General features: G+C 49.1%; 29 protein-coding genes and 1 pseudogene. 22 read left to right on the top strand and 8 right to left on the bottom strand.

The window, feature by feature from the left end; all coding sequences use genetic code 11:
• The 9 genes and pseudogenes from GKG36_RS12960 to GKG36_RS12915 all read left to right on the top strand — a co-directional run.
• Positions 1 to 954, top strand: a pseudogene (locus tag GKG36_RS12960) (helicase SNF2); the annotation flags it as partial.
• 1 nt (position 955) lies between these two features.
• Complete coding sequence (locus tag GKG36_RS12955; RefSeq protein WP_117472504.1) at positions 956 to 1762, top strand: DUF3849 domain-containing protein; 807 nt, start codon at positions 956 to 958, stop codon at positions 1760 to 1762.
• Between the two features lie 2 nt (positions 1763 to 1764).
• Positions 1765 to 2103 (top strand): plasmid mobilization relaxosome protein MobC, encoded by a 339-nt coding sequence (gene mobC / locus GKG36_RS12950; RefSeq protein ID WP_117472506.1) that lies wholly within the window; start codon positions 1765 to 1767, stop codon positions 2101 to 2103.
• Between the two features lie 155 nt (positions 2104 to 2258).
• Entirely contained in the window at positions 2259 to 2570 is a 312-nt protein-coding gene (locus GKG36_RS12945) for a CD1845 family protein (protein WP_002576210.1), read from the top strand.
• A 95-nt stretch (positions 2571 to 2665) separates the two neighbouring features.
• The gene (locus GKG36_RS12940; protein ID WP_002576209.1) at positions 2666 to 3274 is read left to right on the top strand and encodes a type IV toxin-antitoxin system AbiEi family antitoxin domain-containing protein; all 609 of its coding nucleotides are present in this window, start codon (positions 2666 to 2668) and stop codon (positions 3272 to 3274) included.
• On the top strand, positions 3271 to 4125 hold the full coding sequence (locus GKG36_RS12935; RefSeq protein WP_154244526.1) for a nucleotidyl transferase AbiEii/AbiGii toxin family protein: 855 nt from the start codon (positions 3271 to 3273) through the stop codon (positions 4123 to 4125). The genes GKG36_RS12940 and GKG36_RS12935 overlap by 4 nt, the downstream gene beginning before the upstream one ends.
• Positions 4122 to 4430, top strand: coding sequence for a hypothetical protein (locus GKG36_RS12930; protein ID WP_015528507.1), 309 nt, complete (start codon positions 4122 to 4124; stop codon positions 4428 to 4430). The genes GKG36_RS12935 and GKG36_RS12930 overlap by 4 nt, the downstream gene beginning before the upstream one ends.
• A gap of 54 nt (positions 4431 to 4484) precedes the next feature.
• Positions 4485 to 5900, top strand: a complete 1416-nt coding sequence (locus GKG36_RS12925; protein ID WP_154244527.1) for a relaxase/mobilization nuclease domain-containing protein — start codon at positions 4485 to 4487, stop codon at positions 5898 to 5900.
• Positions 5901 to 6177: 277 nt separating this feature from the next.
• Positions 6178 to 7203 carry a radical SAM protein gene (locus tag GKG36_RS12915; protein WP_154244529.1) on the top strand — a complete coding sequence of 342 codons (1026 nt, stop codon included), beginning with the start codon at positions 6178 to 6180 and terminating at the stop codon, positions 7201 to 7203.
• A gap of 53 nt (positions 7204 to 7256) precedes the next feature.
• Here the strand turns inward: GKG36_RS12915 and GKG36_RS12910 are convergent, their stop codons facing one another.
• A complete protein-coding gene (locus GKG36_RS12910; protein ID WP_149795267.1) occupies positions 7257 to 7613 on the bottom strand; it encodes a helix-turn-helix domain-containing protein in 357 nt (118 codons plus the stop codon).
• A 150-nt stretch (positions 7614 to 7763) separates the two neighbouring features.
• Here GKG36_RS12910 and GKG36_RS12905 point away from each other — a divergent pair, with 150 nt between their 5' ends.
• Positions 7764 to 8282: a nitroreductase family protein gene (locus GKG36_RS12905; RefSeq protein ID WP_005342292.1), complete on the top strand. Its 519-nt coding sequence runs from the start codon at positions 7764 to 7766 to the stop codon at positions 8280 to 8282.
• Positions 8283 to 8328: 46 nt separating this feature from the next.
• On the opposite strand, the gene GKG36_RS12900 is transcribed toward GKG36_RS12905, so the two are convergent.
• Positions 8329 to 8646, bottom strand: coding sequence for a metalloregulator ArsR/SmtB family transcription factor (locus GKG36_RS12900; protein ID WP_005342293.1), 318 nt, complete (start codon positions 8644 to 8646; stop codon positions 8329 to 8331).
• Positions 8647 to 8729: 83 nt separating this feature from the next.
• On the opposite strand from GKG36_RS12900, the gene GKG36_RS12895 reads away from it, so the two are divergent.
• Positions 8730 to 9095 carry a metalloregulator ArsR/SmtB family transcription factor gene (locus tag GKG36_RS12895; protein WP_005342296.1) on the top strand — a complete coding sequence of 122 codons (366 nt, stop codon included), beginning with the start codon at positions 8730 to 8732 and terminating at the stop codon, positions 9093 to 9095.
• Between the two features lie 47 nt (positions 9096 to 9142).
• On the opposite strand, the gene GKG36_RS12890 is transcribed toward GKG36_RS12895, so the two are convergent.
• Entirely contained in the window at positions 9143 to 11023 is a 1881-nt protein-coding gene (locus tag GKG36_RS12890) for a heavy metal translocating P-type ATPase (protein ID WP_025580743.1), read from the bottom strand.
• 101 nt (positions 11024 to 11124) lie between these two features.
• Positions 11125 to 11343, bottom strand: a complete 219-nt coding sequence (locus tag GKG36_RS12885; RefSeq protein WP_005342301.1) for a cation transporter — start codon at positions 11341 to 11343, stop codon at positions 11125 to 11127.
• 390 nt (positions 11344 to 11733) lie between these two features.
• Here GKG36_RS12885 and GKG36_RS12880 point away from each other — a divergent pair, with 390 nt between their 5' ends.
• From GKG36_RS12880 to GKG36_RS12850, 7 genes are all read left to right on the top strand, one after another.
• Positions 11734 to 14313, top strand: a complete 2580-nt coding sequence (locus GKG36_RS12880) for a heavy metal translocating P-type ATPase (RefSeq protein ID WP_341474289.1) — start codon at positions 11734 to 11736, stop codon at positions 14311 to 14313.
• A 10-nt stretch (positions 14314 to 14323) separates the two neighbouring features.
• Positions 14324 to 14587 carry a metal-sensing transcriptional repressor gene (locus GKG36_RS12875; RefSeq protein ID WP_002578546.1) on the top strand — a complete coding sequence of 88 codons (264 nt, stop codon included), beginning with the start codon at positions 14324 to 14326 and terminating at the stop codon, positions 14585 to 14587.
• Positions 14588 to 14794: 207 nt separating this feature from the next.
• Positions 14795 to 16168 carry an MATE family efflux transporter gene (locus GKG36_RS12870; protein ID WP_154244531.1) on the top strand — a complete coding sequence of 458 codons (1374 nt, stop codon included), beginning with the start codon at positions 14795 to 14797 and terminating at the stop codon, positions 16166 to 16168.
• A gap of 13 nt (positions 16169 to 16181) precedes the next feature.
• Positions 16182 to 16397: a FeoA domain-containing protein gene (locus tag GKG36_RS12865; RefSeq protein ID WP_002576189.1), complete on the top strand. Its 216-nt coding sequence runs from the start codon at positions 16182 to 16184 to the stop codon at positions 16395 to 16397.
• Positions 16398 to 16403: 6 nt separating this feature from the next.
• Complete coding sequence (feoB, locus tag GKG36_RS12860) at positions 16404 to 18443, top strand: ferrous iron transport protein B (protein WP_005342311.1); 2040 nt, start codon at positions 16404 to 16406, stop codon at positions 18441 to 18443.
• A gap of 140 nt (positions 18444 to 18583) precedes the next feature.
• The gene (locus GKG36_RS12855) at positions 18584 to 18727 is read left to right on the top strand and encodes a FeoB-associated Cys-rich membrane protein (protein WP_080637114.1); all 144 of its coding nucleotides are present in this window, start codon (positions 18584 to 18586) and stop codon (positions 18725 to 18727) included.
• Between the two features lie 137 nt (positions 18728 to 18864).
• Positions 18865 to 19902 carry an AraC family transcriptional regulator gene (locus GKG36_RS12850; protein WP_002576187.1) on the top strand — a complete coding sequence of 346 codons (1038 nt, stop codon included), beginning with the start codon at positions 18865 to 18867 and terminating at the stop codon, positions 19900 to 19902.
• A gap of 79 nt (positions 19903 to 19981) precedes the next feature.
• Here GKG36_RS12850 and GKG36_RS12845 read toward each other — a convergent pair whose 3' ends face one another.
• On the bottom strand, positions 19982 to 20350 hold the full coding sequence (locus tag GKG36_RS12845) for a helix-turn-helix transcriptional regulator (RefSeq protein WP_002576186.1): 369 nt from the start codon (positions 20348 to 20350) through the stop codon (positions 19982 to 19984).
• Between the two features lie 490 nt (positions 20351 to 20840).
• Here GKG36_RS12845 and GKG36_RS12840 point away from each other — a divergent pair, with 490 nt between their 5' ends.
• The 4 genes from GKG36_RS12840 to GKG36_RS12825 all read left to right on the top strand — a co-directional run bounded on the left by GKG36_RS12840 (position 20841) and on the right by GKG36_RS12825 (position 24345).
• The gene (locus tag GKG36_RS12840; RefSeq protein WP_025491709.1) at positions 20841 to 21266 is read left to right on the top strand and encodes a sigma factor-like helix-turn-helix DNA-binding protein; all 426 of its coding nucleotides are present in this window, start codon (positions 20841 to 20843) and stop codon (positions 21264 to 21266) included.
• Positions 21267 to 21751: 485 nt separating this feature from the next.
• Positions 21752 to 22102: a type II toxin-antitoxin system PemK/MazF family toxin gene (locus tag GKG36_RS12830; protein WP_154244657.1), complete on the top strand. Its 351-nt coding sequence runs from the start codon at positions 21752 to 21754 to the stop codon at positions 22100 to 22102.
• 79 nt (positions 22103 to 22181) lie between these two features.
• Positions 22182 to 22343 (top strand): hypothetical protein, encoded by a 162-nt coding sequence (locus GKG36_RS14625; protein WP_002576183.1) that lies wholly within the window; start codon positions 22182 to 22184, stop codon positions 22341 to 22343.
• Positions 22344 to 22398: 55 nt separating this feature from the next.
• Positions 22399 to 24345, top strand: coding sequence for a recombinase family protein (locus GKG36_RS12825; protein WP_154261087.1), 1947 nt, complete (start codon positions 22399 to 22401; stop codon positions 24343 to 24345).
• Positions 24346 to 24407: 62 nt separating this feature from the next.
• Here the strand turns inward: GKG36_RS12825 and GKG36_RS12820 are convergent, their stop codons facing one another.
• From GKG36_RS12820 to ribE, 3 genes are read right to left on the bottom strand one after another with little or no spacing between them, the layout of a single operon-like run.
• The gene (locus tag GKG36_RS12820; protein WP_154261085.1) at positions 24408 to 24860 is read right to left on the bottom strand and encodes a low molecular weight protein-tyrosine-phosphatase; all 453 of its coding nucleotides are present in this window, start codon (positions 24858 to 24860) and stop codon (positions 24408 to 24410) included.
• On the bottom strand, positions 24857 to 25273 hold the full coding sequence (locus GKG36_RS12815) for a response regulator transcription factor (RefSeq protein WP_005944121.1): 417 nt from the start codon (positions 25271 to 25273) through the stop codon (positions 24857 to 24859). The genes GKG36_RS12820 and GKG36_RS12815 overlap by 4 nt, the downstream gene beginning before the upstream one ends.
• 20 nt (positions 25274 to 25293) lie before the next feature.
• A complete protein-coding gene (ribE, locus tag GKG36_RS12810; protein WP_154261083.1) occupies positions 25294 to 25770 on the bottom strand; it encodes a 6,7-dimethyl-8-ribityllumazine synthase in 477 nt (158 codons plus the stop codon).
• Between the last annotated feature and the right edge of the window lie 11 nt (positions 25771 to 25781).

The following is a 25781-nucleotide window of genomic DNA, read 5'->3' as shown; positions in this document are numbered from 1 at the left end:
CCGTATGAGGGGAAACTCTCACGTACGGTTCTTAGGGGAGGGGCTGGCAGTAATGCCATCCTCTTACCCGATCAGACGGTGGAGAATAAGCAAAAATTCATCAGTCAGATCATGACTTCTAAATCGCCGGTGCGTTCCTGCGATGATGTGGACGAAACGGCGCTTTCCTTTGCCGAGATCAAAGCCCTGTGCGCCGGAGATCCCCGCATCAAGGAGCGTATGGATTTGGATGTGGAGGTATCCCGCCTGAAGCTGATGAAAGCCGACCACCAGAGCAAGCAATATCGTCTGGAGGACCAGTTGCTCAAATACTTCCCGGAGGAAATTGAAAAGCACAAAGGTTTTATCATGGGCTTTGAATCTGACCTGGAGGTTTTGGCAGCGCACCCGCACCCGGAGGACGGTTTTGCTGGTATGGAAATCCGTGGCGATCTGCTGACCGATAAGGAGAACGCCGGTGCAGCCCTTTTGGATGCCTGCAAGGAGGTCAAAACCTCCGATCCGGTGCAGATCGGCAGCTACCGGGGCTATGCCATATCCGTGGAATTTTCCGCTTGGAAACAGGAGTATACGCTCCTGCTGAAAGGACGGATGACCCACCGGGCAACCCTTGGTACAGACCCTCGCGGAAATCTTACCCGTATCGACAATGCCCTCGCCCAGATGCCCCAGCGTCTGGAGGCGGCAAAGGCTCAGCTGGATAACCTCTATCAGCAGCAGGCTGCCGCAAAGGAGGAAGTCGGAAAGCCATTCCTTTATGAAGAAGAACTGCGAAGCAAAAATGCCCGTCTGGTGGAGCTGGATACTTTGCTGAACATCGACGGAAAGGGACAGGCACACGCCGAGGCTGTTGTTGCCAAAAGCACACGGACTTCGGTGCTGGACAGCCTGAAGCGCCCGGTGACGCCCCGCAGTACAGACAAGAAACCAAAACAGCATGAGGAGGTGCGATAACATGAGTACAAACGATTTGAATACGGCTCTTTATGAAAAGATGGCTACCGAACAGGACAAGTTCCGGGACTGGCTGAAAAGCCAGCCCCCGGAAGAAGTCTTAAACCATGCCTATGAGTACACCATCCGCGAGGACATCGTGATGGCAATGGAGGAATTGGAGTTGACCGATGCCCAGGCCCAGGCGCTTTTGGATTCCCCCTCGCCGCTGGCTGATGTGTACCGTTATTTTGAAAAGCTGGAGACCGGCTACATGGATGTGATCCGGGACAGCATTGAAAACCGTGCCGATGATGTGTGCAAGGCGCAGGAAGAATTACGAACTGCCCCGCTCTACCCCCATTCTGCCGCCTATGCGTCCGAGCATGGAGAGATGGCACAATATAACCGTTCGTATCAGGCGAACAGCGCCTGCAAAGAAGCCATTGAGCAGACCATCAGCGCCCACTATGCAGAGAACCGGCTGGATACGGAGGTGGCGGTCAAAGATGTGCTGGAAAAGTTCGGGGCGGAACGGGTACAATTCATTCTTGCCAACACCATCCAGCACAAGAACCATGACGGGCGTATCTCTCAGGACAATAAAGCCTGGGCAAAAACCATTCCCATGCCGGAGGACAGCGATGCTTCCCGCCACTGTGCCTATCTGGTTGTGGATGGGGTCAATCCCGGTTTGACCGACCTGTTCACCAGACAGTTCCGAAAAGTCGCTCAAGAACAGCAGAAAAGTTCTGTCCTGCAAAAGCTCAAGCAGGAACCGCCTGCCCGCAAGCCTGCCGCCCCGAAAAAACGGGAGCCGGAGCGATAACCATGGCAAAGCGCAAGCGGGATGTTCCGGTTTTGTTTTGGGTGTCCGCAGAAGAACTGGAACTGATCCATCAAAAGATGCAGCAATACGGGACAGAGAATTTGAGCGCTTATCTGCGGAAAATGGCGCTGGATGGTTATGTGATCAAGCTGGAACTGCCGGAGCTGAAGGAGTTGGTCTCCCTGATGCGCCGAAGCAGCAGCAACTTGAATCAGCTGACCCGCAAAGTGCATGAGACCGGGCGGGTTTATGATGCTGACTTGGAGGATATATCCCAGCGGCAGGAACAGTTATGGGACGGAGTTAAAGAGATACTGACACAACTCTCCAAACTTTCGTAACCGGGACAAATACCCCATCTGCGGAGGGAGGAACGGCGTTTCTTCGCCGTGCCTTCCTCCGCTTTTTCTTTTTACCCGTATCCTTGCCTTTTGGCTGTAAGACAGGGATAATGGAATCAGGAACAGGAACTGTGATTTTGAGAGGAGGCATAACAATGAGGGCATTGGTATTTTTGTTGAAACTGCTGTTGAAGATCGTGATGGTTCCGGTGATTCTGGCGCTGACCCTGTTCGTTTGGATTTGTGTGGGGATCGTCTATGTCTCCGGTCTGGTGCTGGGGCTTATCAGCATGGTGATCGCCCTGCTGGGTGTGGCGGTTCTGCTGACCTGTTCCCTGCAAAACGGCATTATCCTGCTGGTGATGGCATTCCTTATTAGTCCCTATGGTCTGCCAATGGCTGCCATCTGGCTGCTGGGCAAGGTGCAGGACTTGAAGTTTGCCATTCAAGATTTGGTTTATGGATAAAATGCGCGGTCACAAAAATGCCAGACAGTGTCTGTTAAATTGCTATATTTACTTCTGTGCTACATCCGTGTATAATAGTAGCACGAAAGGAAGTGATGGATGTGACCAAATCAGAACGGTTTGAGCAATTAGACAGACTTCTGACCGAGCATGATGGGATGCTGCAAACCGCACAGGTAATCGCCAGCGGAATTGTAAAACCCATTTTTTATGAATATGTCAAAGAGAAAAATCTTCAGCAGGTTGCTCACGGAATTTATGTCTCCGAGGACACCTGGATTGATGCGATGTTTCTGTTACATCTGCGATGTGGTCAGGCAGTATTTTCCCATGAATCAGCGCTATTTTTCCATGACTTGACAGACCGGGAACCATCTCCATACGCTATCACGGTGCGCAGAGGGTACAGCACCACTCGCTTAAAGGCAGAGGGCCTTTCTGTTTACACCATCAAACCAGAACTATATGAGGTAGGGCTGACAACTGGCCAAACACCTTTTGGGCATACGGTTCCTGTCTATGATATGGAGCGCACCATCTGCGATCTGCTCCGCAGCCGAAGCAGCATGGAAATACAGACTTTTCAAGGTGCGCTGAAGATGTATGCCAGAAGAAAGGACAAGGATCTGCGGACTTTGATGCGGTATGCCGGTATGTTCCGGGTTGAAAAAATTTTACGGCAGTATTTGGAGGTGCTTTTATGATAAAGACAGCAAGGCAGCTAAAAGATTTGATTCGCAATCTTTCCAGAGAAAAATCTGCGGATGCACAGCTTTTAATGCGAAACTATATGATGGAGCGTTTTCTGGAGCGTATTTCCCTTTCTGAATATCGTGATAAATTTATTCTGAAAGGCGGGATGCTGGTAGCGGCAATGGTTGGACTGGATGCCCGTTCCACGATGGACTTGGACGCTACTGTAAAAGGAGCCAATGTTAATGTAGAGGACATCGAGAACCTGATTTCTGCTATTGTGAGTGTGCCGATTGATGATGGCGTCAAATTTCAGCTGAAAAGCATTTCAGAGATTATGGATGAAGCGGAGTATCCTGGGATTCGGGTCAGCATGACTACAACCTTTGACGGTGTGGTGACACCTTTGAAGATTGACATTTCCACAGGGGATGCCATTACCCCCAGGGAGGTACGCTACTCTTTCAAGCTGATGCTGGAAGATCGCTCCATTGACATTTGGGCATACAATCTGGAAACCGTTCTGGCTGAAAAGCTGGAAACAATCATCACCAGAACCACCACCAACACCCGCATGAGAGATTTCTATGACATTTATATTCTGGATCAGCTCCACGGGAACACATTGAACCGGCAGACGCTCTATGATGCACTGTTGGCAACTGCCAAAAAACGCGGAACCGAACGGCATCTTGCAGAAGCTGTGGATGTTTTGAATGAAGTGGAAAGCAGTCCTGTGATGCAGAAACTTTGGGAATCTTACCGTAGGAAGTTTTCCTATGCGGCAGATCTGGAGTGGAACATCATCATGAGGGCGGTTCGCAGTTTATATGCGCTCAGTGAAAAGGAATCAAGCCAATGAAGAAGCATGGACATTATTGTAAAGTCTGCGGAGAATATAAGGCTAACGAAAAATTTTCCGGCAAAGGTCATGCGGCGCACATCTGTAAATCCTGTGCTTCTTTATCGCCGGAGAAACAAGCGGAGCAAATGACAGTAAACCGCTTACTGAATCTCCCTTGGCGGTTATCAAAGGAGCAGATTTCCTGGCTGAAAAACCGAATGAAAGATAAGCGCCCGGAAGTTCGTGCACTGGCAAAAGAACAATACGAGATGAGGTTTCCTCCGAAGCGGTTAGAGGACATCGAGGACGATTTTATAGAATAGCAAAAGCGGTCTGCACCATGCAGGCCGTTTCTTTTTTAGAAAGGAGGCCCTTCTATGGCAACCACACGCATCATGCCCCTGCATATCGGAAAGGGGCGCACTGAGAGCCGAGCAATCAGCGATATTATTGATTATGTGGCAAATCCGCAAAAGACTGACAACGGAAAACTAATTACCGGCTATGGCTGTGACAGCCGGACCGCCGATGCAGAGTTTCTGCTGGCGAAGCGGCAGTATATCGCCGCCACCGGGCGGGTGCGCGGGGCGGACGATGTGATCGCTTACCATGTGCGCCAGTCATTCAAACCCGGTGAAATCACGCCGGAAGAAGCCAACCGCCTGGGCGTGGAATTTGCCAAGCGGTTCACCAAGGGCAATCACGCCTTTGTGGTCTGCACCCACATAGACAAATCGCACGTTCATAATCACATCATCTGGTCGGCGGTCAATGCAGATTGTGACCGAAAGTTCCGCAACTTTTGGGGCAGCACCAAGGCGGTTCGCCGGTTAAGTGATACCATCTGCATTGAAAACGGACTGTCCATTGTAGAGAATCCGAAACTTCACGGAAAAAGCTATAACAAGTGGCTGGGAGATCAGGCAAAGCCCTCCCATCGGGAGCAGCTGCGGGTGATGATTGACCGTGCGTTGGAGCAAAAGCCCGCTGACTTTGACGCATTGTTGAAACTGCTTACAGAAATGGGCTGTGAAGTATCCCGGCGCGGGAAAGCAATCCGGCTCAAAGCACCCGGCTGGAAGAATGTAGCCCGCATGGATGACAAGCTGGGGGCCGGGTACAGTGAAGCAGAAATCCGTGCGGTGCTGGCCGGTGAAAAACAGCATACACCCCGTAAAAATTCCGTCGTGCAGCCGGAGCCGACCAAGGTCAATCTGCTGGTGGACATTCAGGCAAAATTGCAGGCTGGAAAAGGTGCTGGCTATGCTCGATGGGCTAAAGTTTTTAATCTGAAACAAATGGCGCAGACCATGAATTACCTGTCAGAGAACAATCTGCTGGAGTATGCGGTTCTGGAAGAAAAGGCTGCGGCTGCCACGGCACATCACAATGATCTTTCGGCGCAGATCAAAGCGGCTGAAAAGCGCATGGCAGAGATCGCTGTTCTGCGTACTCACATCGTAAATTATGCCAAGACCCGTGAGGTCTATGTGGCATACCGCAAAGCGGGTTACTCTAAGAAATTCCGGGAAGAACATGAGGAAGAAATTCTGCTCCACCAGGCTGCTAAGAATGCCTTTGATGAGATGGGCGTCAAGAAACTGCCCAAGGTCAAAGAGTTGCAGACGGAGTACGCGAAATTGCTGGAAGAAAAGAAAAAGACCTATGCCGAGTACCGGCGTTCCCGTGAGGAAATGCGGGAGCTTTTAACGGCAAAGGCAAATGTAGATCGAGTGCTGAAAATGGAGGTAGAACAGGATGTTGAAAAAGAAAAAGACCACGGCCAGCGGTAAGCTGGTCCTGGTCAAAAGCGTTCGCAGAACGCGCAGCCACAGAATGAAATTCTGTGTTCAAAGGGGCTTGGGGGCGCTGCCCTCAACAAGCAAGCGGAGAGGAAAATCACGGAGGGATTTTCTTCTCTGCGGGCCTGTGTGTATTAACACAGGCATTGCTTGCCAGTTTTGTTTGAGGTGCTACCCATACGGGAAGTGTCTACCCTAAAAGTGCGTTCTTGTTAAGCCCGCCGTGAAATGCTACCCTTAACATGAATACACTGAAAGGATAACCACCATGAAAGATATAGAAATCGGGCCTATTCGTCCACCTTCTGAAAGTAACAGCCTGCTAATCCGGGTCACAAGGGGATGCCATTGGAACAAGTGCTATTTCTGCGGGCTTTATAAATCCATGCGCTTCTCCATGCGCCCCATCGATGAAACCATCGAAGATATTAGGCGGCAGGCCCAGCTTAACCGGGGGAAAAAGATTACTTCCTGCTTCTTGCAGGACGGGGATGCCCTGGTGCTGAAAACAGATTATCTGCTCCGTATCTTGGAAGCGATCAATCAGAGCTTTCCTGATATGCAGTACATCACTTCTTATGCCCGCGCTGATAGTATCACCCGGAAAAGTCCGGCAGAGCTAAAGGCGCTCCGGCAAGCGGGCCTAAACCATCTTTACAGCGGAATGGAAACCGGCTCGGATCAGATACTGAAACTTATCAACAAAGGTTTTGACGCGGATATTGTTGTCCGAAGCGGCTGCATGGCAAAAGAAGCGGACATGATCTTGTCGGAGTTCATATTGCTGGGGATCGGCGGCAAGGAGCTGTCTGAAGAAAATGCTGCTCAAACAGCAAAGGCGCTGAATATCATCCAGCCAGATTTTATCCGTGTCCATGCCACGGGTATTAAGCCGGAGTCCAAGCTGGGCGAGTTTGTCAGGAATGGCTCTTTTGCTCTGCAATCGGAGGAAGAAATCGTTGTAGAGCAAAAGCTATTCTTACAACAGCTACATGAGATGGACAGTTACTATGTGAATGAACACATCGTCAATCTGCTTCTGGAGATCAGAGGAAATCTGCGGACGGAGAAACAGGAAATGTTTTCTACGATTGACCGCTTTCTGACCCTGCCACCGGATGAAAGGCTTTTGTTTGCTGTCGGCAGGCGGCTCAATATCTTCTTCCGCTTGGACGATCTGAAAAAGCCGAAGCTGCATCAAAAGGCCGGGGAAAGCCTGCAACAGATTTTAAGTAAGAATCCCCATGTGGACTTTGCCGCGCTGTGCAATTACGTCCGGCAGTCACAAATTTAGAGCAGAAAATATACGCTGGGCATAGCCGCTTTTCGTCAGCTATGCCCAGCATTTTATTTGCGGCTTTGACAGCATGGCGGCTGCACATCCAGGCCGTCCAGATAGCTGTTTCCCCATTGGCACATCGCGTCCAGAATGGGGACGATGCTCTGTCCAAATGGGGTAAGAGAATATACCGTCTTAGGCGGCTTTTCTGGAATTACTTCACGATGAATCATGCCGTTGTTTTCCAGATCGTGAAGCTGCTGCGAAAGCATCTTCGGCGTGGCGTTTGGAATCAGCCGCTGTAACTCCATATAGTGTAATGGATGGTCAATCAGATGCCAGAGGATCAACGGCTTATACTTGCCGCCGATCAAAGAAAGGGTTGCCTCCACGGGGCAGTTAAACTGATTGGTTTGACATTTCATAGAATGGTTCTCCTTTCCCGCAAGGTGCTATCTTTTTGGGAAGTATCTTCCGAAAAAGTGCATTCTTGCGGTTTTGTGTTCAAGTGCTACAATTAGGTCAATGGTTGATTTGATATGCTCAAAATAAAAATACTGAAAGGACTATATATTATGGATTTTATCACGATTGCAAAGCAGCGTATGTCGGTACGCGATTACAAGGAAACGAAGGTAGAGCCTGAGAAGCTGGAGCAGATTCTGGAGGCTGCTCATGTGGCCCCGACCGCTGCCAACCTTCAGCCGATTCGCCTGATTGCCGTTCAGAGCGAGGAAGGTCTTGCGAAGATCAGTAAAGCGGCCAATATCTACGGTGCGCCCCTGGCTATTATTGTTTGCGCCGATCACGATAAGGCGTGGGTACGGCCTTTCGATCAGAAGCAGACCGGTGACATTGACGCCTCCATCCTGACCGACCACATGATGCTCCAGGCCACAGAGCTGGGCCTTGGAACGGTGTGGGTATGCTACTTCAAGCCCGATGTTCTGCACAAGGAATTTGACCTCCCGGCCAACCTGGAGCCGGTCAACATTCTGGTTGTCGGCTATTCCGATGAAGGAACCGGCGACCCCAATCGCTTCAATAAGCAGCGCATCCCGATGAGCCAGTTGGTTTCCTACGAAACGCTGTAATGGAATACCCGCGCAGCCCCTGCAAAACAGCACAGGGGCTGCGTTTTTATCTTTCTGAAATATGAGCGTAGGTTTCTTCAAGAATCCACCGGATATGTTCGTCCTGCAAGGAATAAATCACGTTTTTCCCGGCCTTGCGTGATTGCACTAACCGGACAATCCGAAGCGCACGAAGCTGGTGGGATATGGCCGATTCTGTGACCTCCATCTTTTGTGCCAGTTCGCTGACGCAGGAATCTTTCTGCATCAGATACCAAAGTATCCGCATCCGTGTGTAATCGCCCATCGCTTTGTGAAGCTCGGTTAATTGTTCCAATTCGCCGGGGCTTGGAACGGAAAAAGTTGTTTTCTCTGTTTCGTTCATGTATTTTTCTCCAATCTATAATGAAGCTGTTTGACAGACAAGAATTATGTCAGTATCATAGTCACAGGAAGGAGCTGATTTTTATGCCGCATTACAATCTGCCCCACAACCACGGACAGAATATTGAAAAAGTCTTAAATAAGATGCCCTCTGCGGAAGGGTTTAAGGATATATCATTTTTATTTCAGCAGCTTGGCGATCCGACCCGGCTGCGGATTCTATGGCTGCTGTGCCATTGTGAAGAATGTGTATGTAATCTCGCGGCGGCTGTGGATATGAGCGCCCCTGCTGTGTCACATCATCTGCGGATATTAAAAAAGAGCGGAATCATTTCAAGCCGCAGGGACGGAAAAGAAGTTTATTATTCGCTGTCGGACACGCCGCAGGCAAAGCTCCTGCATCATGCCATAGATGCGTTGTTTGAAATATCATGCCCGACTGAACAATAAGGAAATGCGCCGCAGCGTGTGAAAGTTGCGGCGCATTTCTATTGCGCTTAACCCTGATTTGTGCTGCCCGCAGGCATATCCGGCAGCTTGACCCGCATGGCGCGGATGGCATTGAGAATCGCAATAATGGAAACGCCTACATCCGCGAACACCGCCGCCCACATATTCGCATAGCCCAGCGCACCTAAAATCAGAACCAGGAATTTAACGCCCAGAGCAAACACAATGTTCTGATTTGCGATGCGAATCGTCTTACGGGCGATCTTCATAACAGCGGCAATTTTGGACGGTTCATCCGTCATAAGAACAACGTCAGCAGCTTCAATGGCAGCATCGGAACCCAATCCGCCCATAGCAATACCGACATCGGCCCGCGCCAGTACGGGAGCGTCATTGATACCGTCCCCAACAAAGGCCAGCATACCTTTTTCGCTTTTCTGCTTCAGCAGGCTTTCCACACGATCAACCTTATCAGCCGGGAGTAGTTCGGTATAAACCTGATCCAGATGAAGCTGTCCAGCGACTTTCTTTCCAACGGCGTCTGCGTCGCCGGTCAGCATGACCGTTTTGCGGATACCGGCAGATTTCAGCAGCTTGATTGCGGCTGGAGCATCGGCCTTGATCTCGTCCTCAATGACGATACATCCAGCGTATTTCCCGTCACAGGCCAGATAGACCACGGTGCCGACAGCGGAGGACGGCGTGTACTTAATATGCTCCTTCTCCATCAGCTTGGTGTTTCCTGCCAGAATCGTTTTCCCATCAATCACGGCCTGTACGCCGTGACCGGCAATTTCCTGAACATCGGAAACCCGGCTGTTGTCGATTTTCTCTCCATAGGCGTTCTTAATCGAAAGAGAAATCGGGTGGTTGGAGTAGTCCTCAGCGTATGCGGCCAGCTCCAAAAGCTGCGCTTCCTCCATGCCGACAGGGTGGATCTCGCTGACCGCAAAGGAGCCTTTTGTCAGTGTGCCGGTCTTATCAAAGACCACGACCTCGGTATTTGCCAGGGCCTCCAGATAGTTGCTGCCCTTTACCAGAACACCGATCTTGGATGCGCCGCCGATGCCTCCGAAGAAACTAAGCGGAATGGAAATGACCAGCGCACAGGGGCAGGAAATCACCAGGAAGGTCAAGGCCCGGTAAATCCAAGTGCTGAATGGCTGCTGGGTAATCAGCGGCGGCAGGATCGCCAGCGCCAGAGCAGCGAATACCACTACCGGGGTATAATACCTGGCAAAGCGCGTGATGAAATTCTCAATACGGCCCTTCTTATCGCTTGCGTTTTCTACAAGGTCAAGGATTTTGGCTACGGTGGATTCCCCAAATTCCTTTGTGGTCTGGATGTTCAGGATACCGGTCTGGTTGATACAACCGCTGATGACCTCCATTCCCGGCTCCACCTCGCGGGGCATGGATTCTCCGGTCAGGGCCGAAGTGTCCAAGGTGGAAAAGCCTTTGAGAATCGTACCGTCCAGCGGGATGCGCTCTCCCGGTTTCACAACAATGGTTTCTCCGATCTGAACCTCATCCGGGTCAACCTGAACCAGCTTTCCGTCCCTTTCGATGTTGGCATAGTCCGGGCGAATGTCCATCAGGCTTGCGATAGATTTTCTGGACTTGGACACCGCATAGGACTGGAACCATTCGCCCACCTGATAAAACAGCATAACGGCAACGCCCTCGGAATGTTCGCCCAAAATGAGTGCGCCGATGGTGGCAATCGTCATCAGGAAATTTTCGTCAAACACCTGTCCATGCAGAATGTTCGTGATTGCCTTCCAGACAATATCCCAACCGACAACCACATAGCAGACGAGAAAGACCGCCATCTCCGCCAATTCAGGGAGGTGGAGCAAGCTGCCTGCAAGAAACAGCACCGCCGCCACGATAATGCGTGTGAGCAAGTGCCTTTGTTTTCGTGTCATAGTGTATTCTCCTTTCGTTGCAGCATAAAGCGTGTCACGCTTTTTCTGTCTATTGATGAAAAACACCGGCTACCGTGTGGCAGCCGGTGTCCAGCTTTTCATTACGCCTTAACAGTCACATCCGGCTCGATCTGCTTAATCAGCGCCTTTGCTTCGGCCAGAACAGCGTCAAACTGATCGTCCGGCGCTTCCAGAACCATCTTCTGACCCAGGAAGTTGACGGATACGCTGGTCACACCGTCGATCTTCTTCACGGCGTTCTGGATTTTGTCAGCACAATGGCCGCAGTCCAGGTCAAGCAGTTTAATGGTCTTTTTCATGGAGAAAGCCCCCTTTCATTTTGGTATTTGGTTGGTTTGATATGGATGAACAATTAAAAGGTTGTTTAATCGTTCATGCTGCCAGTATATTCACGAAGCCCCTCAAAGTCAATGGATTTGGGAGCGATTCTGCCCTTTGGATTGGAAAACATGCTGATTGGATTTCCAGCAAAAACCTCATTTCTCTTTGGATAAAAAAAGCTCCACTTTGGAGCGGACAAAGGAGAAGCAGGATAAGTATAATGAAAAACGGTCAAAGACCTTGTGCGTAAACTTTATGTTCGGGGCTTTAGCATCTTTCCCCCAAGGTGCCAAACGCCCCTTTTCATAACGGTATTTAGTTCCCTACGGGGGAGGGGTACTCGCACAAATCTTCATAAGAAAGAAGGGATAATTTTGCAAAAGGAGCAATTTGACATTACGGGTATGACTTGCTCGGCCTGCTCTACCAGAGTGGAAAAGAGCGTGGCAAAGCTACCTGGCATCAAAGAAGTATCCGTCAACCTGTTAAAAAACAGCATGGTTGCTTCTTATGATGAATCCGTTTTGGATACGGCGGGAATCGTCCAGGCCGTTGAAAAGGCCGGTTATGGCGCGATTCCCAAAGCCTCCGCACAAAACAAGAGCCGAACGACCACACCGGTAGCAAAACCGGAGGTCAGTACGGCACAGGCAGAATACAAGCAGATGAAACAGCGGCTGCTGCTTTCTGCACTTTTTACGATCCCGCTGTTTTATATTTCTATGGGTCACATGATGGGGTGGCCGCTCCCCAGCTCCTTGCTGGGGATGGAAAATGCAATCAGCTTTGCATTTACCCAATTCCTGCTGCTGATCCCGGTGGTGTTTATCAACTTCAAATATTACCGGATGGGATTCAAGACCCTGTTCCACGGCTCGCCTAACATGGATTCGCTGATTGCGATAGGCTCCAGCGCCGCAATCGTTTATGGCATTTACGCCGTTTACAAAATCGGCATCGGATTCGGTCATGGGGATATGGCTACGGTTCACAGCTTTATGATGGATTTGTATTTTGAATCCGCAGGCATGATCCTGACCCTTATCACCTTGGGCAAAACCCTGGAGGCCCGCGCAAAGGGTAAGACTTCGGACGCAATCACAAAGCTGATGAATCTGGCTCCCAAAACGGCTACCGTGGAGCGGGACGGAAAAGAGCTTCAGGTGCCGGTGGAAGAAGTGCAGTTGGGCGAAACCCTGATTGTCAAGGCCGGTGAATCTGTGCCGGTAGATGGTATTGTCATAGAGGGCTTTTCCTCCGTTGATGAATCTGCCCTAACCGGCGAGAGCATCCCCGTGGAGAAGCATATCGGGGACAAAGTGATCGGTGCGACCACAAGTAAGTCCGGCTATTTCAAGATGCAGGCCACCAAGGTGGGCAATGATACCACGCTGGCACAGATTGTCCGGCTGGTGGATGAAGCGACCAGCTCCAAGGCCCCTATTGCGAAACTGGCTGATAAGGTCAGCGGCGTGTTTGTGCCGGTAGTTATCAGCATCGCGCTGATCTCGGTTGTTGTCTGGCTGCTGTTGGGATATGGCTTTGAATTTGCCCTGTCTATCGGCATTTCCGTTCTGGTCATTTCCTGCCCCTGTGCGCTGGGCCTTGCAACGCCTACGGCCATTATGGTCGGAACCGGAAAGGGCGCAAGCAACGGTATCCTGATTAAATCGGCGGAGGCCCTGGAAACGGCCCATAGCATTGATACGGTTGTGCTGGATAAGACCGGCACAATTACTCAGGGTACGCCCGTAGTGACAAATATGCTCTGCAAAGAGGGCGTTCCACAAAAGGAGCTGCTGCAAATCGCCGCTTCGCTGGAAAAAATGTCCGAGCATCCGCTGGCGGACGCGATTGTGGCGGAGGCCGAAAAAGCAGACCTTTCCTTCCTTCCGGTGGACGGTTTCAAGCAGATTCCCGGTCAGGGCCTTGTGGGGCAGATTGGAAACGAAACGTGCCTTGCCGGAAACCGCCGACTGATGGCAGCAAATGGCATCAATGGCGGCGCACTCCTTCAGTTGGGTGAGGAAATGGCCGTTGACGGGAAAACACCTCTGTTCTTTGCCCGTGGTGGTCAGCTTATTGGTGTTATTGCCGTGGCGGATGTAGTCAAGCCCACCAGCAAGCAGGCCATAGCGGAATTGACCGGCATGGGCATTGAGGTGGTCATGCTGACCGGCGACAATGCAAAGACCGCAGAAGCGATTCGGCGTCAGGTCGGCGTGGATCGTGTTGTGGCAGAGGTATTCCCCCAGGACAAGGAGAAGGAAATCCGTCGTTTGCAGAGCGTCGGTAAGAAGGTGGCGATGGTCGGTGACGGTATCAACGATGCTCCGGCCCTTGCCAGAGCGGATGTTGGTATCGCTATCGGGGCCGGAACGGATGTGGCGATTGAGTCAGCGGACATTGTTTTGATGAAAAGCGATCTGCTGGATGTGTCCACGGCAATCCAGCTTAGTAAGGCGGTTATCCGCAACATCAAGCAAAATCTGTTCTGGGCGTTTATCTACAACATCATCGGTATTCCGGTGGCGGCAGGCGTATTCTATCTTCCCTTTGCATGGAAGCTGAACCCCATGATCGGCGCTTTTGCTATGAGTTTCAGTTCGGTATTCGTGGTGTCCAATGCCCTGCGTCTGCGGTGGTTCAAGGCGAAGCATCAGGCCAATACAGAACGGGATTCAGCCCCTATGTATGAACAAACAACGATTAAACAAGAGCGAAAAGGAGCAATTCACATGGAAAAAGTATTGAACATCGAAGGAATGGTTTGCGGAATGTGTGTAAAACACGTTGATAAGGCGCTGCGGGACATCCAGGGCATCAAGGATGTGGATGTTTCCCTGGAGAGTAAGTCGGCCCAGGTGCAGCTTGACCAGGATGTGCCGGATGCTGTGCTGAAAGCTGCTATCGAGGACGCTGGCTATCAGCTCGTCAGTATCCAGTAACGGGCCGTTTATGAAGGCCAAGAAAGGCGATATTGTTCACAAGCTAAAAATCGCCAGAGGACAGTTAGACGGTATCCTGCAAATGGTTGAGGAAAATCGCTATTGCGTGGATATTTCCAATCAGCTTCTTGCTACGCAGGCGTTATTAAAAAGCGCCAATCAGCAGATTTTGCAAGCCCATATACGAAGCTGCGTCCGGGAGGCCCTGCAAACGGACGCTGTAAATCCAAAACTGGAAGAAGCCCTGAAATTACTGGAAAAAATGATACAGTAACAACGGGAGCGGGAAGGGCCTTATGTCCTTTCCGCTCCTAAATTCGTTTCAGATTGGATTGTAAATCCTGCGGTTGGGAGCGTACAAAGAAGCCCGGTTTTTATATACTTTAAGTGGTTAGTTAGATATGGTTAATCCAGTGAGGCGCGTCACTGGCGCGTTTTGCTGGATACCTTGTAATTAAAATAGACCAGGAGGAATAGAGTGATGAAACAGGCACTTGACACAAGAACAAAGCTCTTAACAAAAAATCCCTGGCCGCTGATGATTGAACTTAGCATCCCTGCGGTTCTTGGCATGGTGGTCGTTGGGCTTTATAACATGATGGATTCCATCTTTGTCGGCCAGATGGTTGGTGACGTGCAGATGGGAGCCATATCGGTATCCTATCCTTTAACCCTTATCAATGCCGGTTCAGCGGCAATGCTGGGCGTGGGTTCTGCATCGGTACTGTCCCGCGCTATCGGTAAGAAGGACGAGAACACAATTAAGAAGATCATGGGCAACTTGGTTGCGATGGTTCTTCTGTTGTCCGTCATCTACACTGTTGTGGGTATGGTTTTCACCCGCCAGCTTCTGTCCCTGACCGGAGCCAGCGATAACATTCTGAATTACGCTGAGAAATATCTGCGGATCGTATTCGCCGGTTCTCTGTTCGTAAACTTCTTCCAGAGCGCCAACATGGTCATCCGTGGAGAAGGCCAGCTCAAAAGGGCAATGACCATTATTGCCAGCGGCGCTATTTTGAACATTATCCTTGACCCCATTTTTATCAGCATCCTCAACCCCTACGGCATGGGCATTGAAGCGGCTGCTTATGCAACGATTTTCTCCCAGTTTGTCCAGGCTGCGATTACCCTGTGGTATTTCAAGAAGAAAAGCCCCCATGTGAAGATCGGGCATATCCGCATTGATGGTGAGCTGCTTCCCCAGGTTCTTTCTGTCGGCATCTCTGCTCTGTTAATGCAGATTCTGACCCTGGTGCAGCAGACAGTGATTTATCGTGTGGCATCGAACTATGGCGGTGAAACCTCCCAGCTCCTTTTAGCGGCGGCGCTCCGGTTCTGGAATTTCTCTTTTGTACCTCTATGGGGTATCAGCCAGGGATTCCAGCCTGCCGCCGGTACAAACTACGGTGCGAAAGACTATGACCGGGTAAAGACGCTGACCAGAGTTTTCATTATCGCCGCAACGCTGCTGTCGCTGGTGTTCTATATCCCCGCCGAGCTGTTCCCAGAAAAGATTTTGTCCATGTTCCTGACAACGCCGGGTATCGCCGCATCAGGTTCGACAAACTTCCGTATCATGTTCAGCACCTATATCCTGCAAGGCAGCTTTATGATCGCCGTGACCCTGTTTCAGTCTTTGGGTAAAGCGAAAAAGGCCACCTGGCTTGTGCTGTTCCGTCAGATTATTCTCTTTATCCCGCTTTGTGTGGTTCTGCCAATGATCGGCGGCATGGGTATTCGCGGCGTGTGGCTGGCGATTGCGCTGACCGATGCGATTCTGGTGGCTATTATCGCGTTCATGGTGGCTTATGAGTTCCGCAAACTGCCTGCGACTTCTTCCGTAAATCGGTGAGGAGGGAGCGTTCATGTATCTTTGCGATGGAAAAATAGGAAATGAATATAAAGTTGAGGATATTGATCTGCCTGTCAATATAGAAAAGCGTTTGGAGGCCCTTGGGATGACCCGTGGAACCTCTATCGCTGTTCTGAACAGCAAAAGTCGGGGTGTCCTGATTGTGAAAGTCAGGGGAACACGCTTTGCACTTGGGCGCAATATCACAAAGAATATTTTAGTGGGGTAAATTCCGATGAGAGAAAATTTGACTATCGGCTTCATCGGAAATCCGAACTGCGGAAAGACAACACTTTTCAATGCTTACACCGGTGCAAATCTGAAAGTGGCAAACTGGCCAGGTGTAACCGTTGAGAAAGTAGAGGGTGCCATTAAAGACCATGATCTGAATATTCGACTGGTCGATCTTCCTGGCACTTACAGCCTGACCTCCTACACAATGGAAGAACAGGTATCCAGACAGTTTATACTAAGCGATGAAGTCGATGTGATTATTGATGTTGCGGACGCTTCCGCTCTGGAGCGAAACCTATACTTAACTTTGCAGCTTTTGGAGCTGGGCAAGCCGGTTGTGCTGGCGCTGAACATGATGGACATTGTGGAAAAGCGCGGCATGGAGATTGACACACACAGACTGCCGGAAATGCTGGGCATCCCGGTCATTCCAGTTTCAGCCAGAAAACGGACAGGACTGGATGTGCTACTTCATGCAGCCGCGCACCATAAAGACTGTAAAGATCCGGAGTGTCTGATTCATCATCATAAATATACTCCAAAACACCGGCACGACCACCATTCAGAATACGCAATGGTTTACAGTGATGCTATTGAGGACAAGATTGATCTTATCATGGCAGAGCTGAAGCGGAAATATCCGAACCTGTCCAATTACCGCTGGCACGCCATTAAGCTGCTGGAGCAGGATAAGGAAATCTCTGCACGTTATCCGGTCAATATGCCGGATGTGATCGACCGGAACTATGAATCCGACATTATCAATGAGAAGTATGATTTTATCGAGGAAATCATCAGGGAGGTTCTGGTCAATAAGGATCGTCAAGACGCTTTGACGGAAAAGGCAGACCGTGTATTGACGCATAAGTTTTGGAGCATCCCGATTTTCCTCGTTGTCATGGCGGCGGTGTTCTTCCTGACCTTTACCATTGGCGATTGGCTGAAAGGATTCCTAGAATTAGGAATTGAAAGCCTGTCGGCATTGATAAGCGATGGACTGATTGCTGTCGGGGTCAATGAAGTGCTGCGCTCCCTGCTGGTAGACGGCATCATCGCCGGTGTGGGCGGTATCCTGACTTTCCTGCCGAACATTTTCATTCTGTTTCTGGCATTGGCTTTTCTGGAGGACAGCGGATATATGGCCCGTGTTGCGTATGTCATGGAAGGGATTATGAGCAAGCTGGGACTTTCCGGACGGGCATTTATCCCCATGATTTTGGGATTTGGCTGCACTGTTCCGGCAATCATGGCTTCACGGTCTTTGGAAAACCGGCGTGACCGTTTTAAGGTCATGTTGATTACGCCCTTTATGAGTTGCAGCGCCCGTCTGCCAATCTACATCTTGTTTGCCGAGATGTTCTTTCAGGAACGCGCCATGCTCGTGGCCTATTCCATGTACCTGATCGGCCTGGTGGTCGCTATCCTGGTAGCGGCGATCATCCATTTGATTGACCGGAGAAAATCGGAAAATTATCTGCTGATTGAGCTGCCGGAATATAAGGCCCCCAGCGCCAGAACTGTGGCAATCTATGTATGGGAAAAGGTAAAGGACTACCTTACCAAAGCAGGTACTACCATCTTTGTAGCATCTATCCTCATGTGGGTGATCCTGAACTTTGGGCCGCATGGCTATACTACGGAAATGGCAGACAGCTTCGGGTCTATCCTGGGCCATTGGCTTGTACCGATCTTTGCACCGATTGGACTGGGATTCTGGCAGATAGCGGTTGCTCTGATTGCTGGCATCTCTGCAAAAGAGGTTGTGGTGTCCAGTTGTGCCGTTCTGTTTGGGATTCCCAATATCAACTCCGGCGCGGGAATGGATACATTGGTCGGCATCCTGGGTGCAGCCGGTTTTGGACAGCTCAATGCGTTTTGCCTGATGATTTTCTGTCTGCTTTACGTTCCCTGTGCAGCGGCCCTAGCTACAATTCGCAAGGAATCCGGCAGTACAAGGTGGATGCTGTTCTCGGCCCTGTTCCAGTTGGTTGTGGCCTGGGCTGTTACTTTTGTGGTTTATCGTGTTGGACTTTTGCTGTGAGGTATGAATATGACGTTTGGAAAAGTGCTTCGTTCAGCGGCCATTTTATCAGTGGTCGCATTTGGACTTTGGATTTTGAAAAGAGGATCGGAGACCCAAAGCTAATAAGTTGTGAGTTTCCAGTCAGAAAGGAGTTTTAGATGCTTGTTACTGGTATAATCCTTATCGGGATTGTTTTCTATGCAATATGGGCTGTGCGAAAAATCCATAAGAACCGCAAAAATGGTTCTTGTTGTAGCGGCAGTTGTTCCGGTTGTGTAGGAAAGGAATATTGCAGCAAATAAAATCCCGCATATAGCCGATGTTTTCCGTTTTGGAGGGCATCGGCTTTTTCGTATATTTGCACATTCGGCAGGGCTGCACTATAATAGAATTTGCTTTCTGATTGGATTGCACATCCTGCCGATTGGAGCGGTATAAAATGAGAAAAAACTATATAATAAAAGACGCCAGGAGAATCCTGGCAGAACAAATACGAGATAACGGAATGAATACTATGAACAAAAACCCTATCACCAATGCTACGGGGTTATCTGCGATTATTCCAAAAGATAATGACGGATATTGCACCGTCTATAAAATGGACTGTGAGGATGGCCTGGGGCTTATGACAGTCTATCAGGTTTATCCCGGTATCCAGCTTATTTACAATGATTTTGAAGCAACGAGTTGTTATTGGGACGGAACCATTGATAAGAATGTGCTGGAGATCAATCATTGCCGGGAAGGGCGTGAAGGGAGCGTATTGCAAAGCGGTTCCTGCCTGTACCTCGGAGAAGGGGATCTTTCCATTCATACAATGGATAACTGTGCTTCTGAAATGGCCTTTCCTTTGAGACATTATCGCGGAATCTCAGTAGTGCTTGATCTGGAGCTGGTTTCTCAAAATCCGCCTGGAATCCTCGCCGAGAGCGGTATTGGTATTGCAGATTTCAAAAACAAATTTTGTGCCGATGGCGCATGCTTTGTCATGCGGGCCAAGGATGAGATTGAGCATATCTTTTCTGAACTGTATTCCGTACCGGATCGCCTGCAAAAGCCATACTTCATGCTGAAGGTGCAGGAGCTTCTCTTATTCTTGTGTATGGTGGATGTAAATAAAGAAAAGCAGCGAGAGTTATATACTTCTCCCCAGGTGGAGATTGTACGGGACATTCACAAGCGGCTTATCTCCAACTTGCAGGAACGGCCAACGATTGAGGAACTTTCCAAAGAGTATCTTATCAATACGGCAACCTTAAAGGATACGTTCAAGGGAGTTTATGGACAGCCCATTGGAACCTATATGAAAGTGTACCGCATGAAACAGGCCGCTGCTCTGCTTCGCCAGACACAGGCAACCATAGCAGAAATTGCCAGCCAGGTTGGATATGAGAATCAGAGTAAATTTGCAACAGCATTTCGAGATGTCATGAAGATTGCACCGGCTGAATACCGGAAACAAAATAGTGGCGATTGATTGGGCTAGGAAAATTTACGTCTACTGCCGGAGGCAAAATAAAACCAGCAGAAACAAATTGCATTTTGCCCTGCTGGTTTTATTCATAATTTTGCGGATCGGAGGATTTGTAACGTCGGCTGATAAACTGCTCCGCCATACAATCCAGTGTTTTCAAGATAATCTGCCGCTCATCCTCGGTACAGGCCAGAAACTTTCCCATGAAATGCTGTACTTGCTTTTCCTGTTCCGAAGCGTCAGGATAAAACAGCTCATTAGCAGAAATGCCTAATCGCTTGATAAAGGATGCCAGTACATCGTAAGACGGATTTTTCCTGCCCTTTTCAATGTCCTGGAGATGACGAAGCCCTCTGCCGGTTTGATCCGCAAGCTCCTGTTGGGTCAGTCCACATTCTTCTCTTGCATCTCTGAGGCACTGTCCCAAATACACAAATACATCTTCCGGCATGATTGTTCACCTCTATTACATTCTATCGTGCGTAAGGGGAAGTTACCATAACCCAATCACGCGTATTGATATGTGTTTATCATGCACCTTTGAAAGATAAAATATACATAAAAGCCCTGACGGGAGGCCAATAAAAAAAACGGCCTTTCACGGCAGGGCATATTTCCATTACCGCCCGTGACTGCCGTTTGAGGAGTCTACGATGGGCGGTTATTTATTTCAGCAGAATTATGGTTTTCAGGTAGGTGATTACCTAAAAAAATCAATGACCTACCAAAGAGAAATTATACACACGGACACGCGCAATCAAGCGTAAATAATCCGCACAATCGTACAACATATTATACAAAATGCGTCAGACAGCTATTAAGGCCGTCTGACGTTTTTCTTTGTCGATTTTACGGGAATTTTCCCGAACATCCCCGGTGTCGCTCTCCGCCATAGCCATTTCGGTTGCCCTTTGTCCCTAACAACTGAAATGGAGGAAATTATGACCAAGATCAATCTGCGGGAGCAGTATCCCGATTTTTATAAGACCGATTACATTATTGAGGTTCCTGATGAAGTAGCCGCTGTTATGAAAGAGCATGACCGCCTGGAGGCCGCATACCGCCGCCGTACATATTACCACAAGGCGCATTATTCTCTGGATCGCGGAGACGGAATTGAGTATGATGCCCTTTTCGTTTCCATGACCCCTTGTGAGCTGTATGAGCGCAAAGTGACGATGGAGCAGCTTCACGCTGCGATTGCCGCTCTGCCGGACAAGCAGGCCAAGCGCATCTATGCTTACTACTTCCTGGGACTGACAGAATCAGCGATTGCCAAGAGCGAAGGAGTCAGCGTTGCATCGGTCAGCGAATCTATACAGCGCGGCCTTCGGAACATGGAGACTTTCCTTAAAAATCGTCTGTAACGCCCCTGAAAGAAAGGCTCAAAGCCTCACGGTTATTAGAAGGACACGCTATCCTCGTGACCTCAAGATCTTTGAAAACTGAATAGACAGCACAACAGGTACATAACTCATGTACGAGCGAATGTGAAACGCCGCGAAGATGGAGCAGTCAGGGAGGTGATGAAAGAACTGCTTCGGAGCGATCTACGATTTCATAAAACGGATTGTGGCAGATCCGGCGCGATGACTGCATGGGGGCTTAAAGATACTTCCTCACGGCCCGCCAAAGACTTGGGGGGAACCCTGTGGCACACGATACGAACGATGCTGCGGAGTTATGACAGCCGCGCCAGCGGAGACCTGTTGTGTTCCCATCGTCAGGGAGCGTGGCAAATATGACGAGTAATCCGAACAGAATAACAGTAGCCGCACCAGGTTTTTATCCGAAGATTTCTTTCAGACTGGTGCGGCTGTTTAAGTATTAAGATATTAAGGAGGCGAGAGTGATGTTTGAAAAATTCCATCGAGGTGACATATATTCGGCTGATTTAAGCCCTGGTATCGGCTCTGAACAAAGTGGCTCTCGTCCTGTACTCATTCTTCAAAATAATGTGGGAAATTGTTTCAGTCCTACGATTATTATTGCAGCAATTACCAGTGTAAGCAAAAAAAGCAGAAAGTTCCCCACGCATTACCACTTAAATGACAGATGCGGTTTGGTGAAACCATCTGTTGTTATGCTGGAACAGATCAGAACAATCGACAAGTCGAGGTTAAAAAACTATATTGGTCATATAAACAAGGATGACATGGAAAACATAAACAAGACGCTCTTGTGCAGTCTGGGGATTACATAAAAGTGCCGAAAGGCCGTATCATTTTCAGGCCGTGCAAGTAGAGTTATAATTTCGTTAGGAATTGCGGAGGTGATTCTGAATGGAGAATATCCAGAATAAAAGCGCATTGATTCCTTCAGATGAAATCCGGTCAGAAGAACGTCTGGCGGAACAAAAATTTGAAGCGTTTATCACTTCGCTGGCACATATAATCGAGAAATATGGTATGAGAGTGCTGGGCGAGGTTGACGGAGCTGCGTGAGAATCGCAGCTTTACATAGGATATTTTCCAAAAGTAAATTTTGGAGGTATGAATTATGAACCGATATGGAAAACGCTGTGTTTTGTATCCGAGGGTCAGCACAGAGATGCAAGTGGACGGATACAGCCTGGAAGGTCAAAAAAATATGCTGACACGATTTGCGGATCGTGAGGAAATGATCATTGTTGATACTTATGAAGATGCCGGTAAATCCGGTAAATCCATTGAGGGACGGCCTGCCTTTCAAAAAATGCTCAGAGATATTGAGGATGGCTTGGACATTGACTATATTTTAGTGTATAAGCTGTCACGGTTTGGTCGTAATGCAGCAGATATACTTAACTCTTTGGAGTTGGTTCAATCTTATGGTGTAAATCTGATTTGCATAGAAGAAGGGATTGATTCCTCTCAGACAAGCGGAAAACTTTTGATTTCTGTACTATCTGCTGTGGCTGAGATTGAGCGTGAGAATATTATCGAGCAGACGATGAACGGGCGGCGCGAAAAGGCACGGCAGGGTGGATGGAATGGTGGCTTTGCTCCCTACGGATATACACTGGAAGATAACAAGCTGATGATTGAAGAAACAGAGGCTGTGGCAATACGGAAGATTTTTGAATTATATACTTCATCGGAAATCGGTTTGGGTGGTATTGCGAATCAGTTGAACTTACAAGGTATACGGAAAATTCCGAGGCAGAATGGCACATTAGAGGATTGGACAGGACATTTTATTAAACTGATATTGGATAACCCGGTTTATTGCGGTAAAATTGCTTATGGACGGAGAACGAAGGAAAAAGTCAAAGGCACAAAAAACGATTACCAGATGAAAAGAAATGACGATTACATTCTGACAGAGGGACAGCATAAAGGAATCGTTAGTGAGGAGGTATGGGAAAAGGCTCATGCCAAGCGTCTTAGAACCGGAGTAAAGCAACCGTCAAAAATTGGGCGAGATCGAGTTCATTTGTTATCCGGTCTGCTGAAATGCCCGGTTTGTGGAAGTCCCATGTATACGAATAAACACGCATGGACAAATAAAGATGGCACTTACAAAGAAATTTACTATTATGTATGTAGTCGGAATAGGATGGTCCGGGGGAAGCATTGTGAATATAAGGCGATGCTGAAAAAGACCGATATTGAACCGATGGTCATTGAGGCAATTCGTGAGATCGTAAGGAATGAGGAATATGCCCAAGCCATTAAAAAACGGATTGGCGTTCAGATTGACACGAAAGCAGTGGATAAAGAACTGGAGGGCTATCAGGCAAAGCTGAAGGAAGTTGATCTGAATAAAACAAGATTGGAACGGGAAATTGACAGTCTCCCTGCTGATGCAAAATATCGGGAACGAAAGCTCCATGATATGACCTTGCGGTTAGATTCCCTATATGATGTCATTGTTGAGCTGGAGGAAAAAATCGAAGATGCCAGACTTCGGCGAGATGCAATTAAGCAGCAGGCAATTACTCTTGAGAATATTTACAAAATCATGGTGAATTTCGACTGCGTTTATAATATAATAAATGACGAAGAAAAGAGAAATGTGGTCACAGCCTTGATTAAGGAAATTGAAATTTACAGGAATGACGAGTCTGAATATCCGCTAAAGCGGATTGGTCTGAATTTTCCGGTGTTCAAGGATGGCGGGGAAGTTACGGAGCTTTTGTGGGACAAAGGGAATACCGTTGAGACGGTATGCGCATTGTCCAAACTGGATATCCACCAGAAGATCACGGTAGACCTGAAGATGGATGAGTTGGACGTGACTGCTGCAGAGACCAAGGCTACTTATGAAGAGATCCGGGAGTACGTCAAGGAACACACCGGTCTGAACGTGAGCGACCTCTATATTGCACAGGTCAAGCAGAAATGCGGCATCAAGGAGCGGCAGAACTACAACAAGCCTAAGGCTGAGAACCCCAAGCAGCTCAAGTGCCCGCCGGAGAAGGAAAAAGCCATCCGGGAGGCACTGAAGTATTTTAAGGTGATTTGAAATAAAAAAATAGACGGATGTCTGTCAACTGGCAGACATCCGTCCGTTTTTATGATAATCTGTTATGATCGCAGTTCCTCAAGCAATGCCGTGCATCCTTCCAGTATATCCTGCCATGTGGCTTCAAAATCTCCCGTGAACCATGGGTCTGCCACTTCACGGGGATGATCCGTATGCGCCATCAGCAGCGAGACTTTATGCTGTGGGTCTCCGCCGACAAGCTGCAGGATGTCGCACAGATTACTTTCGTCCATACCAATCAGATGATCATACCGTGCATAATCCAGCCGGGTCATCTGCCGGGCGGTCTTGCCGTTGCAGTCGATGCCATGTTCTGCCAGCTTCTGCCGTGCAGGAGGATAGACCGGATTTCCGATTTCCCATGCACTGGTGGCGGCTGATGCGATTTCAAATTGCTCGGATAGTCCTGCCTTGGACGTAAGGTCTTTCATCACATACTCCGCCATCGGGCTTCGGCAGATATTTCCGAGACAAATAAATAAGATCCTGGTCATGCCGGGTCGTTCTCCTTTTGGCTTACAAAAGCATAGCCGCCGTGGGTAGTGCGGATAAAGCTACCGCAGCCGGCCAGCTTCTTTCGCAGATTGGAAACGGTATTTGCCACGACCTTTAAGGTGTCGTCACAGTTTTGTCCCCACACAGCACGGAAAAGCTCTTCTTTTGAGAAGATTTGTCCTTCGTGGGAGGCAAGCATCAGCAGCAAATCGAACTCCAGTCGTGTAAGGGAGACTTTTCTGCCGTTGCACGACACTTCGTGGGTCATTCCGTCCAGTGTAAGCCCCGGAAGAACCAACTTCTCCCATGAATCAATGGATATTTGCTCTGCCTCGATGTGCTCTCGTTCCAGAAGCATCCGGATCTTCTGCTCCAATTCCGGGTCAGGCTGTCGGGTCTTTATAACGATCATGGCAAGCTCCTGCGTGTATTTTACTCTACGGCGGTATCCATTTCCCGGAGCAGGTTTACCATCTCGATGGCACTGACTGCACAGTCATAGCCTTTATTACCTGCTTTGGTGCCTGCCCGCTCGATGGCCTGTTCGATGTTTTCGGTGGTCAGAACACCAAAGAGGACGGGAACCCCGCTTTCCAGCGAGACCGTGGCAATGCCTTTGGAAACCTCATTGCACACATAGTCGTAATGGCTGGTAGAACCGCGAATCACGGCACCAAGGCAGATCACAGCATCATACTTTCCGCTTTTTGCCATTTTAGAGGCAACCAGTGGGATCTCAAAAGCACCCGGAACCCATGCAACATGAATATCAGCGTCCTGCACATCGTGCCGGAGCAGACCATCCATTGCTCCGCTCAGAAGTTTGGACGTGATAAATTCGTTGAATCGGGCAGCTACGATACCGACCTTGATATTCTGAGAAACCAGCTTGCCTTCAAATGTTTTCATTTTTAAATACC

This window comes from Faecalibacterium sp. BIOML-A1, from assembly GCF_009679715.1.
In the GTDB taxonomy this organism is placed as follows: Bacteria; Bacillota; Clostridia; order Oscillospirales; family Ruminococcaceae; genus Faecalibacterium; species Faecalibacterium taiwanense.
Note: the sequence above shows the minus strand (reverse complement) of the source record. Positions and strands in the feature narration are given on the sequence as shown.